The following is a 13,662-nucleotide window of genomic DNA, read 5'->3' as shown; positions in this document are numbered from 1 at the left end:
GGCGTCACGCCGTGCGGACGGTTGCGGGCTTCGATGAGGGCGAACGTGCAGAAGAGCTTCAAGGGAATCCCGTGGTGGGGCTGGGCATCGGCCGGCGTGCTGTACGTATGCGTGGCGGCCGCGGCCGTCGATTTCGCGTGGGAACGCGCGATCGACGCGCTCGAGGAAACCGGTGCGCACCGGCTCGACCTGTATGCGTCGAGCCTGAAGAGCGAGCTCGGCCGCTTCGAGATCCTGCCCGGCCTGGTTGCGCGGCAGGACGGCGTGCGCACGATGCTGAAAGCCGCGCCGCAGGACACCCCCGCGCTCGTGCACACGGTCAACACCTACCTCGAAGCCGTGAACCGCGACGCGGGCAGCGGCGCGGTCGACGTGATCGACCTGCAGGGCAACGTGATCGCCGCCAGCAACTGGAACGAGACGCTCAGCTTCGTCGGCACCAACGTGTCGTACCGGCCGTACTTCAAGGACGCGCTCGCGCGCGGCAGCGGCCGCTTCTTCGGCATCGGCACCAACACCGGCGTGCCGGGCGTCTACTTCGCCAGCGCGGTGCGCGACGACGGCGCGCCGATCGGCGTGGCCGCCGTGAAGATCAGCGTTGATTCGCTCGAATCCGCGTGGCGCGCGCCGGGCGTCGCCGCGATGGTCGTCGACAGCAACGGCGTGGTCGTGATCTCGACCGAACCGGCATGGAAATTCACCGCGCTGCGCCCGATCACCGCACAGCAGCAGCGCGACATCCAGGCGTCGCGCCAGTACGCGGGCCGCACGGTCGACGCGCTGCCGTACCGCCATATCGGCGACCGCAGCGCAGCCGCGTGGTTCGGCACCTTCCCCGATACGCGCCACAGCGGCCGCACCACGCGCTATCTCGTGATGTCGCGCCCCGCGCCGCAGGCCGGCGATTCGCTGATGGTGCTGCTCGACATCGCGGTCGCGCGGCGCCAGCAGCAAACGGCCTTCGTGTTCGTCACCGGCGCGTTCCTGATCGCCGCGCTGCTGGCCGGCTATGCGATCCAGCGGCGCCGGGCGATCGTCGCGCGACTGAACGCGCAGGATGCGCTGCGGCGCGCGAACGACCAGCTCGAGCTGACCGTCGCGCAGCGCACGGCCGCGCTGACGGCCGCGAACAAGCGGATGCAGCGCGAGATCGTCGAGCGCGAACGCACCGAGCAGCGGCTGCGCGCGTCGCAGCAGGAAGTCGTGCATGCGGGCAAGCTCGCGGTGCTCGGGCAGATGGCCGCCGGCCTCACGCACGAGCTGAACCAGCCGCTCGTCGCGATCCGCACGCTGTGCGACAACGCGCGCACGTTCTTCGAGCGCGGCCAGCCCGCGCCGGCGCTCGCCAATCTCGAACGGATCGGCAAGCTCGTCGACAGCATGGCGGTGCTCACCGGCGAGCTGAAGACCTTCGCGCGCAAGCCCGACGTCGAACGCGTCGCGGTGTCGCTGAACGAGGCCGTCGCGCATGCGCGGCTCATCTACGATGCGCGGATTCGCGACGAAGGCGTGCAGCTCGACGTGAACATCGCGCCCGGCACAGCCGTATCGGCCGAATCGAGCCAGTTGCAGCAGGTGATCGTGAACCTGCTCGGCAACGCGCTCGACGCGGTGCACGACGCGAGCGTGCGCCGCATCGTCATCGAGGCCGCCGGGCCGGACGAAGCCGGCCGCGTGCGCTTCACCGTCGCCGACAGCGGCGCGGGCATCGCGCCCGAGGTGCTGCCGCACCTGTTCGAGCCGTTCGTCACGACCAAGCCGCGCGGCCAGGGCCTCGGGCTCGGCCTCGCGATCACGTCGCGCATCGTCGAGGCGTTCGGCGCGAAGATCGCCGCGACGAACCGCGACGAAGGCGGCGCGCAGTTCAGTATCGAATTCGCGGCGGCCACGCTGCAAAGGACAGAGCATGGAAGATGAGATTCGGGTGCTGGTCGTCGAGGACGATGAAAACGTCCGGATCGGCGTCGAGCAGGCGGTAGCGCTTGCCGGCTTCGCAGTGGACGCGTTCGCGTCGGCCGCCGACGCACTGCATCACGTCGCGCCCGGTGCGCCGGTCGTGATCGTGTCGGACGTGCGGATGCCGGGCATCGACGGGCTGCAGCTGCTCGATCGCGTGATGGCCATCGACGCGCAGATCCCGGTCGTGCTGATCAGTGGCCATGCCGACATCTCGACGGCCGTCGGCGCGATGCAGGTCGGCGCGTACGACTTCATCGAGAAGCCGTTCTCGTCGGACGTGATCGCGGGGCGCGTCGCGCGCGCGGTCGAGAAGCGCCGCCTGACGCTCGAGGTGCAGGGGCTGCGCGCGGCGCTGAACAACTGGCAGGGCATCGAGGCGTTCGTGCTCGGCAAGTCGCCCGCGATGGCCGACGTGCGCAAGAAGATCCTGCGCCTCGCCGATACGTCGGTGTCGGTGCTGATCACCGGCGAAACCGGCACCGGCAAGGAACTGATCGCGCGCAGCCTGCACGATTTCGGCGGCCGGCGCGACGCGCATTTCGTCGCGCTGAACTGCGGCGGTTTGCCGGAGCAGGTCTTCGAGAGCGAACTGTTCGGTCATGAAGCCGGCGCGTTCACCGGCGCGATCAAGAAGCGCATCGGCAAGATCGAATGGGCGGACGGCGGCACGCTGTTCCTCGACGAGATCGAGACGATGCCGATTTCGCTGCAGGTCAAGATGCTGCGCGTGCTGCAGGAGCGCGTGGTCGAGCGGCTCGGCGCGAACGAGCTGATTCCGGTCGACTGCCGCGTGGTCGCCGCGTCGAAGGCCGATCTTGCCGAACTCGCGGCCGACGGCCGCTTTCGCGCGGACTTGCTGTATCGCCTCAACGTCGCGCAGATCGAACTGCCGCCGCTGCGCGAGCGGCGCGAGGACGTGCCGCTGCTGTTCGAGCATTTCGTGCTCGCGGCCGCGCGCCGCTTCGGGCAGCCGGCACCGGTCGTCACGGCTGCGCAGGTATCCGAACTGATGACGCATGCGTGGCCCGGCAACGTGCGCGAGCTGCAGAACGTGGCCGACCGCTTCGTGCTCGGGCTGACCGGCGACAGCCTGCTGTCGTCCGGCGGCACGCCGGCCGCGGGCGGCACGCTCGCGGAACAGCTCGCGTATTTCGAGCGGATGCTGATCGAGGACATGCTGCAGCGTCACAACGGCAACGTTGCGGACGCAAGCGAAGCGCTCGGGATGCCGAAGAAAACGCTCTATCACAAGCTGCGCAACCTGCGGATTCCCGCGCGCGGCGACGCGGCGGCCGATGGCGGCGAATGACGCGAACGAGGACACGCACAGCATGGATCGCATCGAAGTCACCGAACAGGGCCGCATCACCGGCCACTTGATCCGCGGCGTCACGCACGCGCAGAAGACCTTCCGCCCGAGCGACTGGCCCGAGCGCCTCGCGGGCGTCATCACGCTGTTCGTCGGCGAACGGCGGCCCGGCTATCCGTGCGCGCTGTCGCGGCTCGCGATGCCCGTCGTCGACGGCAACGTCAAATGCCTGTTCGTGTCGGACGAATTGCGCACCGTGTGTGCGGACGCGTTCGATTTCGCGATGCAGTTCGCGGCCGACAACGACCTCCCGGTCGTGCTTCAGACCGCGCCCGCGTTGACCGTACGCTGACGCGCGGGCCGCTTTCGCGGCTCGCGTACCTGCTTCCCGTTTTCCAAAGGTGCCATGCGTGGATGCGCAGGCCGCCGCACGCCCTTTTCCGGCGTTTCCGGCGCCGCGACCAATCGTTAGACGATTGAAAGCATCGATACCCTTCCCCTTCCGACAAGGGTTTGCGGCCGAGCCATCAATAAAATTGATCGTGACGATGAAAATTATGCGTTTTCCTTGCAGGTCGCCGTGATGCATAGTTGCGTCGTGTTGACGCACCTTTGAGTCTTTCAGTCATGAACATGCGAATCGAGCCGTCCGTGCTCGCGAACCCCGACCTGCAATTTGCGACGCTTTCGTCAGGCATCAGCCTGCCGTATGTCGAGCGGGGCAGCGGCGCGCCGATGGTGTTCGTGCACGGCTCGCTGTGCGACTACCGCTACTGGGATCCGCAGCTCGCGTCGCTGTCGGCCCACTACCGCTGCATCGCGCCGAGCCTCAGCCATTACTGGCCGGCCGTCGAAGCGGGCATCCAGGACGAGTTCAGCTGGCAGAACCATGTGGATGAGCTCGCCGAATTCATCGACGCGCTCGATCTCGGCCCCGTGCATCTGGTCGGCCACTCGCGCGGCGGCAGCGTCGCGTTCAACGTCGCGCGCCAGCATCCGCATCTCGTCGAATCGCTGACGCTCGCCGATCCGGGCGGCCCGCTGCAACAGCCGGGCGTGCGCGAAGCCGCGCTGCCGGCCGCCGCGATCGCGCTGCGCACGAAGGCCGTGAACTTGATCGGGCAAGGCGACGTCGAATCGGGCCTCGAGATGTTCGTCGATTCCGTGAGCCTGCCGGGTGCATGGAAGAAGAGCACGTCGCGCTTCCGCACGATGGCGATCGACAATGCGAGCACGCTGCCGAAGCAGTTGCGCGACCCGCTGCCCGCATATTCGCAGCACACGGCCGGCGACATCGCATGCCGCACGCTGCTGATCGACGGCCAGCGCAGCCCGAAGATGTTCCGCAACAACGTCGACACGCTGTCGCAATGGATCGGCAATGCGCAACGGCAGACCGTCGCCGGCGCGTCGCACGGGATGAACGCCGCGAGCCCCGCCGTGTTCAACCGCTTCGTGCACGAGTTCGTCGCCGCGTAAGTGCTCCCGGGCGGCTTCCGCGCCGCCCGTTCTCCTCGCTGTTCAACGACGATGCGGATACGCGCCGCATCGCCGCTTCATCAACCGCCGTGCGTCACCGGCGCGTCCGTCCCGTCAATCTGCCTGCGCCATTCCGCCAGCACGGCTTACCACACTGCCGGTTCCGGCTCCGCCTTGCGCGTGACCGCATCCGGCAGCCCGAACACGCTGTCGAACGCCCAGTTGTACACGAACGTGAAGATCGGGAAGAACACGATCAGCACCGCGTCGTACAGGAACGCCTGCAGCAGCGACACGTCGAGCCACCACGCGATCAGCGGGATCAGGAACGTCACGAGCGCGATCTGGAAACCGATCGCATGCAGCACGCGGCGCCCGACCGTGCGCGTCGTCGCCGCGCTCTTGCGCTCCCACGCCTCGAACGCGAGGTTGTACAGGAAATTGACGGTGACGCCCGTCGTCGAGATCATCACCCCCATCGCGCCGCTCGTCGCGACGCTCGCGCCGCTCAGCATGCCGAGCACCGACGATGCGATCAGGATGCCGAGCACTTCGAACACCACGACGTAGACTATGCGTCTCTTCCACCCTTGCATGACCATCCACCTTCTATCGAACAAGGTGGCGAGACTATCAGCGGGTAGCGCGTCCGCAAAAGTCAGGTCCTTTCAATTTTTCTGACAGGAGGCCCGTGCATGCTGACCAGCGACCACATCGACATGCTGCTGACCGTCATCGACAAAGGCTCGTTTTCCGCCGCCGCGCGGGCGCTCGGCCGCACGCCGTCCGCGATCAGCATGGCGATCGCGAACCTCGAGGCCGAACTCGACCTCGTGCTGTTCGACCGCGGCACGCGCGAACCGACGCCGACCGCCGCGATGGCCGCGCTGCTGCCCGACGCGCGCTCGATCGCCGAGCGGCTGCACGCGCTGCGCGCGCATGCGCAGCACCTGTCGGAAGGCGTCGAGGATACGTTGCGGCTCGGCCTCGCCGCCGAACTCGACGGCGCGCCCGTCGCCCGCGCGCTGACGGCCGTCGCCGCGAAATACCCGGCGCTCGCGATCAGCATCGTCACGGCGCCGCAGGACGTGATCGTCGATGCGCTGCATCGCGGCACCGTCGATCTCTGTGTCGCGTATGGCGGGCTCGACCTGCATCCGCAGGAGCAGATCCACGGACTGTGGACCGAGACGCTCGTTGCGGTCGCCGCGCCGAGCCATCCGGCGATCGCCGAATGCGCGCAGCCCGAAGCGATCGAGCGGCTGTCCGGGTTCCGGCAGATCGTGATCGCCGATCCCGAGCGGCCGCTGACCGACGTGCGGCCGTTGATCGGCAACCGCACGTGGAAGGTGACCGACATGGCGACCGCAATCGCGCTCGTGAAGGCCGGACATGGTTGGGCGAACCTGCCCGAATCCGTGATCGCCCGATACGTCGCCGACGGCGAACTCGCGCCGCTCGTGTTCGCCAACATCCGCAACGGGCTGCCGCTGCCCGTGTTCCTGAGGCGGCCGAAGCACACGGGGCTCGGCAAGGCGGCCAGCGAACTGGTGCGCGCGCTGCGGGCTGCAGGCGATGAAAAATGATCGGCGTGGCGGCGAGCGCCGCCACGCCGTCGGTCAACGCCGGACGGCTTGACCGTTAGTTGCGATCAGTGCGCTGTCGCCGCCGCGCTCTGGATCGAATCGACGAGCGACGCGTTGTCGTAGCGTCGTCCGGCAATACCCCATCCGCCATCGACCGCATGGACGACGTTCACCCACACCTGCGCGGGCGTCAGCCGCCCACCTGCCCAGCGCAGCACGATCGCCGTCGCCCGTTCGACGAATTGCCGCTGACGGTCGGGCGCCGCGAGCGCCACGGCGGGCAGCTTCAGCTCGACGAACGCGGCGGGTTCCGCGCGTCCATGCACGAAGGTCCGGTTTCGCGGCAGCACGTTGAGCGTGCCCACTACGTTCGGCGCCAGGAACGCATTCCCGGCCAATCCCTCGACTTCCAGCAGCGCATCGGTCAACTCGGCAAACACCGGCCCCTCGTCGTCCGGCGTGAAAACCCCTTCGGATACGGTCAGCGTAATCGGCATCGCACTTTCTCCTGGTCAGGTCATCGGTTGGGTGACGTGATATAAATACCAGTCACTCTCTATACATTAGACACTGATCGCTCTCTATGCAAGATAAAGAGTGATCGCTCTGAAGCGAGCCTGTCATGCGTTATTCCGTCGAGCACAAGCACGAAACCCGTACGCGCATCCTCGATGCCGCGAGCCGGCTGTTCCGCGAGGAGGGGTATGGCGGCTCCGGCATCGGTCCGCTGACGAAGGCGGCGGGCGTCACCAACGGCGCGTTCTACGGCCATTTCAAAACGAAGGGTGAAGCGTTCCAGCAGGTCGTCCTCGATGGCCTCGCCCAGCTACGGCAAGGCGTCGCGACGTTCAAGGCCGAGCATGGCGCGCGCTGGCGGCGCCCGTTCGCGTCGTTCTACCTCGGTCCGCGGCGCACCTGTGAACTCGGTGAAAGCTGTGCGCTGCCGAGCCTGTCCCCGGAAGTGATGCGCGCCGATGACGAAACGCGCGATGCGTACGAGCAGGCACTGCGGCAGATCGTCGACGAAGTGTCGGCCGGGATGGACAACCCACCCGATGACGATCGGGCCATCGCGTTTCTTGCGCTGCTGTCGGGCGGCGTCACGCTCGCGCGCGCGGTACGCGATCCCGAGCTGGCGCAGCGCATCGCCGATGCGGTCGGCCGCTACGCGGTGGTCATCGCCGAACGCACGGACGTGAAACCGGAGCAACAGGCCTGACCGCCCTGACTGACCGCCAATAAAAAACCCCGATCCGCATCGTCACGGATCGGGGTTCTTCGATCGACCGCCGGTTTCGGCAGGGCAGTGCATCAACGCGCCGCCACCTCCGCCTTGCCCGTCGCCGCATCGCCCACCGCCGTCGGCACCGGCCCCCATCCGCCGCCCAGCGCGCGGATCAGGTTCACGGTCGACACGGCCTGCGCGCCGGTCAACTGGTTCGACTGCAATTGCGACTGCAGCACCGAGCGCTCGCTGTCGATCACGTCGAGATACGCGACCTCGCCTTCCTGATACTGCGTGCGCGACAATGTCGCCGCGCGGCGCGACGCGTTGACGGCCGCATCCTGCGCGCGGATCTGGTCGTCGAGCAGGCGCAGGTCGGCGAGATTGTCCTCGACCTCGCGGAACGCGACGAGCACCTGCTGCCGGTAGTTCGCAACCTGCTCGTCGTACTGCGCGCGCGCCTGCTGCACGCCGGCCGCACGGCGCCCGCCGTCGAACAGCGGCAGCGTCAGCGCGGTGCCGGCGAACGGCCCGAGCAGGAACGTGCGGCTCGACCACAGGAACAGGTTGCCGAGCGTCGATGCTTCATAGCCGAACGCCCCCGTGATGTCGAGCTTCGGGAAGTACGCCGACTTCGCGAGGCCGATCCGCGCGTTCGCGGCCGCCATCGCACGCTCGGCCGCCGACACGTCCGGACGGCGCTCGAGCAGCGCGGACGGCAGGCCCGGCGGCACCTTCACCGCGACCGGCACGATCGGCGTTTCCTTGAACGCGAAATCCGCGGGCGCCTTGCCGAGCAGGATCGCGAGCGCATGCTCGGACGCCGCGCGCCGGCGCGCGACGCCGACCGCATCGGCCTGCGCGGTTGCCAGCTCGTTCTTCGCGCGCGACACGTCGAGCTCGCTGATGTCGCCTTCGTTGAAGCGGCGCTGCACGAGCTTCAGTGCCTGCTCGCGCAGCTCCACCGTGCGGCGGTACAGGTCCTGGTCGGAATCGAGCTGACGCAGTTCGAAGTAGTTCTGCGCGACGTCCGCCTGCAGCGCGAGCTGCACCGAACGGAACAGCGCTTCGCTCTGCGCCTGGTCGGCACGCGACGCCTCGACGTTGCGGCCGACGCGACCGAACAGGTCCGCTTCATACGACACCGTACCCTGCGCGCGCCACAGCGTCGCGTTGGTCGGGCCCGTGCCCTGCGGCTGGAACTGCGACGCCGACGACAGCCCTTCGCGCGTCGGCCCGAAACCGGCGCCGACCTGCGGGAACCACTGCGAGCGCGCCGAACGCGTCGCCGCGCGCGCTTCCTCGACACGTGCGGCCGCGGCCTTCAGGTTCTGGTTCGCGGCGAGCGCCTGCGTCTCGAGTGAATCGAGCACCGGGTCGCCGAACACCTTCCACCATTCGCCGCGATGCGCGCTGTCCGACGGCTCGGCCGTCTTCCACGTGCCGGCCTGTTCGCCGGCGGCAAGCGTCGGCGCTTCCTTGAATGCGGCGGGCGTCGGCGCATCCGGGCGCTTGTAGTCAGGCCCCACCGCGCACGCGGCGAGCAGCGTCGCGAGCAGGGTGCTCGCGGCCGCCACCTTCGCGAAGCGCATCAGGCCATTCGTGTTGTGCAAGTTATTCATCTTCCTGTCCTCATGCATCCGAAGCCGGCACGTGCTGGGACGGCACACCGTAGCCGGCCGAGTCCTTCCCGGCGACGTGGATCTTGCCGCCCGCGAGCGTGCGCAGCACGACGTAGAACACCGGCGTCAGCATCAGCCCGAACAGCGTCACGCCAAGCATCCCGAAGAACACCGCGACACCCATCGCATGGCGCATTTCCGAACCGGCACCCGTCGACGTGACGAGCGGCACCACACCCATGATGAAGGCGATCGACGTCATCAGGATCGGGCGCAGCCGCAGCCGGCTCGCCTCGATCGCGGCCTCGAGCGGCGTCCTGCCGTCGTGTTCGAGTTCACGCGCGAACTCGACGATCAGGATCGCGTTCTTCGCCGACAGCCCCACCAGCACCATCAACCCGATCTGCGTGAAGATGTTGTTGTCGCCCTGCGTGAGCCACACGCCCGTCAGCGCCGACAGAATGCTCATCGGCACGATCAGGATCACCGCGAGCGGCAGCGTCAGGCTTTCATACAACGCGGCGAGCACGAGGAACACGAGCAGCACGCTGATCGGGAACACGTACATCGCCGAATCGCCGGCAAGAATCTGCTGGTACGTGAGGTCGGTCCATTCGAACCGCACGCCGCGCGGCAGCGTTTCATGCGCGATGCGTTCGATCGCGGCCTGCGCCTGCCCCGACGAGAAGCCCGGCGCCGGGCCGCCGTTGATGTCGGCCGCCGTGTAGCCGTTGTAGCGCACGACCATTTCCGGGCCGAACGTCGGCGTCACCGTGACGAGCGACGACAGCGGCACCATCTCGCCCTTGTCGTTGCGCGTCTTCAACTGCAGGATGTCGTCCGCACGCTGGCGGAACGGTGCATCGGCCTGCACGCGCACCTGGTACACACGGCCGAAGCGGTTGAAGTCGTTCACGTACAGCGAGCCGAGATACACCTGCATCGTGTTGAACACGTCGGTCACCGGCACGCCCAACTGCTTCGCCTTCACGCGATCGAGATCGACGTTGAGCTGCGGCACGTTGATCTGGTAGCTCGTGAACAACGGGCCAAGCTCAGGCGCCTGCTGCGCGCGCTTGATGAAGTCGTTGGTCGCATCCGCGAGCCGCGCATAGCCGACCGCGCCGCGATCCTCCACCTGCATCTTGAACCCGCCCAGCGTACCGAGGCCGAGCACCGGCGGCGGCGGGAACACCGCGACGAACGAGTCCTTCATCGCGCCGTACTTCTGGTTCAGCGCACCCGCGATCGCGCCGGCCGACAGCGCCTTGCCGTGCCGCTCCGAGAACGGCTTCAGCGTGACGAACACGATGCCCGCGCTCGAGCTGTTCGTGAAGCCGTTCACCGACAGCCCCGGGAACGCGACCGCGCTCTCGACGCCCGGCTGCTTCAGCGCGATCGAACCCATATCGCGAATCACCTTCTCGGTGCGGTCGAGCGACGCACCGTTCGGCAGCTGCGCGAACGCGATCAGGTATTCCTTGTCCTGCGCGGGCACGAAGCCGCCCGGCACGACCTTCGACACGAGCACGGTCGCACCCACCAGCACGAGGTACACGCCGAGCATCAGCGTCTTGCGCGACAGCACGCCGCGCACGCCGCGGCCGTAGTTCTCCGCACCGCGATGGAACACCTTGTTGAAGCCGCGGAAGAAGCCGCCGAGCACGCGGTTCATCACGCGCGTGAGCCAGTCTTCCTTGTCGCCATGGCCCTTCAGCAGGATCGCGGACAGCGCCGGCGACAACGTCAGCGAGTTGAACGCCGAGATCACCGTCGAGATCGCGATGGTCATCGCGAACTGCTTGTAGAACTGGCCGGTCAGGCCCGACATGAACGCGAGCGGCACGAACACGGCGACGAGCGTCAGCGCGATCGCGATGATCGGCCCGCTCACTTCCTGCATCGCCTTGTAGGTCGCCGCCCGTGCGTTCATCCCGCTCTCGATGTTCCGCTCGACGTTCTCGACCACCACGATCGCATCGTCGACCACGATCCCGATCGCGAGCACCATCCCGAACAATGACAACGCATTGATCGAATACCCGAATGCGAGCAGCAGCGAGAACGTGCCGATGATCGACACCGGCACCGCGATCAGCGGAATCAGCGACGCGCGCCAGGTCTGCAGGAACACGATCACGACGATCACGACCAGCGCGATCGCTTCGAGCAGCGTGTGCACGACGGCCTTGATCGACGAACGCACGAACTGCGTCGGGTCATAGACGATCTTGTAGTCGACGCCCGCCGGCATGTCCTGCTTCAGCTCGGCCATCGTCTTGCGCACTTCGTCCGAGATCTGCAGCGAGTTCGCGCCCGGCGACTGGTTGATCGCCATCGCGACGGCCGGCTTGTTGTCGAGCAGCGAGCGCAGCCCGTATTCGGATGCGTCGAGCTGGATCCGCGCGATGTCGCGCAGGTGCGTGACGCCACCGTCCGGCGTCGTCTTCACGACGATGTCGCCGAACTCGTCTTCCGTCTGCAAGCGGCCGCGCGCGTTCACCGACAACTGCAGCGGCGTACCCGGCAGCGACGGCGATGCGCCGATCACGCCGGCCGCGACCTGCACGTTCTGCTCGCGGATCGCCTGCACGACGTCCTCGGCCGACAGCCCGCGCTGCGCGACCTTCTGCGGATCGAGCCACACGCGCATCGCGTAGTCGCCCGAACCCCACAGCTGCACCTGGCCGACGCCCTGGATCCGCGACAGGCGATCCTTCACGTTGATCAGCGCGTAGTTGCGCAGGTAGGTCATGTCGTAGCGGTTGTCCGGCGAGATCAGGTGGACCACCATCGTCAGCGTCGGCGAGCTCTTCACCGTCGTGATGCCGAGCCGCTGCACGTCTTCCGGCAGGCGCGGCAGCGCCTGGTTCACGCGGTTCTGCACGAGCTGCGTGGCCTTGTCCGGATCGGTGCCGAGCTTGAACGTGACGGTGATCGTCATGTTGCCGTCGCTGTTCGCCTGCGACTGCATGTAGAGCATGTCCTCGACGCCGTTGATCTGCTCTTCAAGCGGCGACGCGACCGTCTCGGCGATCACTTTCGGGTTCGCGCCCGGGTACTGCGCCTTCACGATCACGGACGGCGGCACGACTTCCGGGTATTCGGAGATCGGCAGCAGGAACATCGCGATCACCCCACCGAGCAGGATGATCACCGATAGGACTCCTGCAAAGATCGGCCGGTCGATAAAGAATTTGGAAATGTTCATGTGTGGCTCTGTCTGGTTGAACGCGGATAAGAAGCGGCGGGCCGCTTACGAATCCGCCTTCGCCGGGGCGGCCGGCTTCGCGTTGTCCGCCAACGGCGCGGACGGCGCGTCACCGCCCGTCATCGGGACCATGTGCGGCTTCACCTGTTCGCCGGGGCGCACGCGTTGCGTACCGTTCACGACCACGCGATCGCCGGCGGAAAGTCCGCTCACGATCACGCGCCGGTTGCCGTGCTGCATCCCCTGCTGCACTTCGCGGTACGACACGCGGCCTTGCTGGTCGACGACGAACACGAACTTCTTGTCCTGATCGGTGTTGATCGCCGCGTCGTCGACAAGCAGTGCCTCGTGCGGCGCGCTGCCGCCCACCTTCACGCGTGCGTAGAGGCCCGGGACGAGCGCGCCGTCGGCGTTGTCGAAGCGCGCGCGTACGCGGATCGTGCCGGACGACGTATCGAGCCGGTTGTCGACCGAGTCGATCTCGCCGCTGCGCGAGTAGCCGGTTTCGTTCGCGAGGCCGAGCTCGACCGGCACCTTGCGGCCGCTGCGCGCGCCGTTGATGTATTGCAGGTAGGTCTGCTCGTCCGCGTCGAACGATGCGTAGATCGGCGACACCGACACCAGCGTCGTCAGCGGTGCGGCCGCTGCGCCGGCCGATACGACGTTGCCGAGCGTGATTTCCGCGCGCGACACGCGGCCCGACACAGGCGCCGTGATCCGCGTATAGCCGAGGTTGATGCGCGCCGTTTCGAGCGCGGCTTCGGCGGCCTTCAGGTTCGCCGTCGCCTCGCGGGCCGCATTCTGCTTCTCGTCGTAGTCGCGCTTCGCGATCGCGTTGTCGCCGATCAGCCGTTGCGCACGCTGCCAGTCGGTCTGCGCGTAGCCGTTGCGCGCCTGCGCGGCCGCGAGCTGCGCGGCCGCACGGTCGGTTTCGGCCTGGTACGGGCGCGGATCGATCACGAACAGCACGTCGCCCTTCTTCACGAGCGCGCCGTCCTTGAAGTTCACCGCGACGATCGTGCCCGACACCTGCGGGCGCACGTCGACTTTCTCGACCGCTTCGAGGCGGCCCGAATAACTCTGCCAGTCGGTCACGGTCTGCGGCACGACGGTCGCGACGTCGACTTCGGGCAGCGGCGCTGCCGCTTTCTCGGGGGCGTTCGCGTTCACGCGCATCGCGCCGAACGTTCCGAGGCCGACGACGGCGAGCGTCACGATCGCCGCTGTCGCGATTCGGGAACGGGAGGTGCGTAGGATGGCCATGTGGATCT

11 protein-coding genes are annotated in these 13,662 nt (G+C 67.5%); 6 read left to right on the top strand and 5 right to left on the bottom strand.

Annotation, left to right across the window (positions count from 1 at the left end; translation table 11 throughout):
• Positions 1–33: 33 nt before the first annotated feature.
• From F3J15_RS09295 to F3J15_RS09280, 4 genes are all read left to right on the top strand, one after another.
• A complete protein-coding gene (locus F3J15_RS09295; RefSeq protein ID WP_166890037.1) occupies positions 34–1,917 on the top strand; it encodes an ATP-binding protein in 1,884 nt (627 codons plus the stop codon).
• Positions 1,907–3,268, top strand: coding sequence for a sigma-54 dependent transcriptional regulator (locus F3J15_RS09290; protein ID WP_089448491.1), 1,362 nt, complete (start codon positions 1,907–1,909; stop codon positions 3,266–3,268). The genes F3J15_RS09295 and F3J15_RS09290 overlap by 11 nt, the downstream gene beginning before the upstream one ends.
• Before the next feature lie 22 nt (positions 3,269–3,290).
• Positions 3,291–3,620, top strand: a complete 330-nt coding sequence (locus tag F3J15_RS09285; protein ID WP_089485017.1) for a DUF3579 domain-containing protein — start codon at positions 3,291–3,293, stop codon at positions 3,618–3,620.
• A 275-nt stretch (positions 3,621–3,895) separates the two neighbouring features.
• Positions 3,896–4,747, top strand: a complete 852-nt coding sequence (locus F3J15_RS09280) for an alpha/beta hydrolase (protein ID WP_166890034.1) — start codon at positions 3,896–3,898, stop codon at positions 4,745–4,747.
• A 146-nt stretch (positions 4,748–4,893) separates the two neighbouring features.
• Here the strand turns inward: F3J15_RS09280 and F3J15_RS09275 are convergent, their stop codons facing one another.
• Positions 4,894–5,343, bottom strand: a complete 450-nt coding sequence (locus F3J15_RS09275) for a PACE efflux transporter (RefSeq protein WP_166890031.1) — start codon at positions 5,341–5,343, stop codon at positions 4,894–4,896.
• A gap of 99 nt (positions 5,344–5,442) precedes the next feature.
• Between F3J15_RS09275 and F3J15_RS09270 the strand changes: the two genes are divergently transcribed.
• On the top strand, positions 5,443–6,333 hold the full coding sequence (locus tag F3J15_RS09270) for a LysR family transcriptional regulator (protein ID WP_166890028.1): 891 nt from the start codon (positions 5,443–5,445) through the stop codon (positions 6,331–6,333).
• Between the two features lie 65 nt (positions 6,334–6,398).
• Here the strand turns inward: F3J15_RS09270 and F3J15_RS09265 are convergent, their stop codons facing one another.
• Complete coding sequence (locus tag F3J15_RS09265; protein ID WP_089448495.1) at positions 6,399–6,830, bottom strand: Tautomerase enzyme; 432 nt, start codon at positions 6,828–6,830, stop codon at positions 6,399–6,401.
• A gap of 125 nt (positions 6,831–6,955) precedes the next feature.
• Here F3J15_RS09265 and F3J15_RS09260 point away from each other — a divergent pair, with 125 nt between their 5' ends.
• Positions 6,956–7,552 (top strand): TetR/AcrR family transcriptional regulator, encoded by a 597-nt coding sequence (locus tag F3J15_RS09260; RefSeq protein ID WP_166890026.1) that lies wholly within the window; start codon positions 6,956–6,958, stop codon positions 7,550–7,552.
• A gap of 92 nt (positions 7,553–7,644) precedes the next feature.
• Here F3J15_RS09260 and opcM read toward each other — a convergent pair whose 3' ends face one another.
• From opcM to ceoA, 3 genes are read right to left on the bottom strand one after another with little or no spacing between them, the layout of a single operon-like run.
• Positions 7,645–9,180, bottom strand: coding sequence for a multidrug efflux transporter outer membrane subunit OpcM (opcM, locus tag F3J15_RS09255; protein ID WP_166890023.1), 1,536 nt, complete (start codon positions 9,178–9,180; stop codon positions 7,645–7,647).
• A 10-nt stretch (positions 9,181–9,190) separates the two neighbouring features.
• Positions 9,191–12,391 carry a multidrug efflux RND transporter permease subunit CeoB gene (gene ceoB, locus F3J15_RS09250; protein WP_046546174.1) on the bottom strand — a complete coding sequence of 1,067 codons (3,201 nt, stop codon included), beginning with the start codon at positions 12,389–12,391 and terminating at the stop codon, positions 9,191–9,193.
• Between the two features lie 45 nt (positions 12,392–12,436).
• A complete protein-coding gene (gene ceoA / locus F3J15_RS09245) occupies positions 12,437–13,654 on the bottom strand; it encodes a multidrug efflux RND transporter periplasmic adaptor subunit CeoA (protein WP_166890020.1) in 1,218 nt (405 codons plus the stop codon).
• Positions 13,655–13,662: the final 8 nt, after the last annotated feature.

The sequence above is a fragment of the Burkholderia sp. Ap-955 genome, assembly GCF_011753045.1.
Lineage (GTDB): Bacteria > Pseudomonadota > Gammaproteobacteria > Burkholderiales > Burkholderiaceae > Burkholderia > Burkholderia lata_D.
The sequence above is the reverse complement of the archived record's forward strand: the minus strand, read 5'-3'. Positions and strand labels throughout refer to the sequence as shown.

What these genes read in the sequence shown, in the direction of transcription:
- F3J15_RS09295 (WP_166890037.1), top strand. Translation starts at nt 34, where the DNA reads ATGAGGGCGAACGTGCAGAAGAGCTTCAAGGGAATCCCGTGGTGGGGC.
- opcM (WP_166890023.1), bottom strand. Translation starts at nt 9,180, where the DNA reads ATGAATAACTTGCACAACACGAATGGCCTGATGCGCTTCGCGAAGGTG.
- F3J15_RS09275 (WP_166890031.1), bottom strand. Translation starts at nt 5,343, where the DNA reads ATGCAAGGGTGGAAGAGACGCATAGTCTACGTCGTGGTGTTCGAAGTG.
- F3J15_RS09265 (WP_089448495.1), bottom strand. Translation starts at nt 6,830, where the DNA reads ATGCCGATTACGCTGACCGTATCCGAAGGGGTTTTCACGCCGGACGAC.
- F3J15_RS09290 (WP_089448491.1), top strand. Translation starts at nt 1,907, where the DNA reads ATGGAAGATGAGATTCGGGTGCTGGTCGTCGAGGACGATGAAAACGTC.
- ceoB (WP_046546174.1), bottom strand. Translation starts at nt 12,391, where the DNA reads ATGAACATTTCCAAATTCTTTATCGACCGGCCGATCTTTGCAGGAGTC.
- F3J15_RS09270 (WP_166890028.1), top strand. Translation starts at nt 5,443, where the DNA reads ATGCTGACCAGCGACCACATCGACATGCTGCTGACCGTCATCGACAAA.
- F3J15_RS09260 (WP_166890026.1), top strand. Translation starts at nt 6,956, where the DNA reads ATGCGTTATTCCGTCGAGCACAAGCACGAAACCCGTACGCGCATCCTC.
- F3J15_RS09280 (WP_166890034.1), top strand. Translation starts at nt 3,896, where the DNA reads ATGAACATGCGAATCGAGCCGTCCGTGCTCGCGAACCCCGACCTGCAA.
- ceoA (WP_166890020.1), bottom strand. Translation starts at nt 13,654, where the DNA reads ATGGCCATCCTACGCACCTCCCGTTCCCGAATCGCGACAGCGGCGATC.
- F3J15_RS09285 (WP_089485017.1), top strand. Translation starts at nt 3,291, where the DNA reads ATGGATCGCATCGAAGTCACCGAACAGGGCCGCATCACCGGCCACTTG.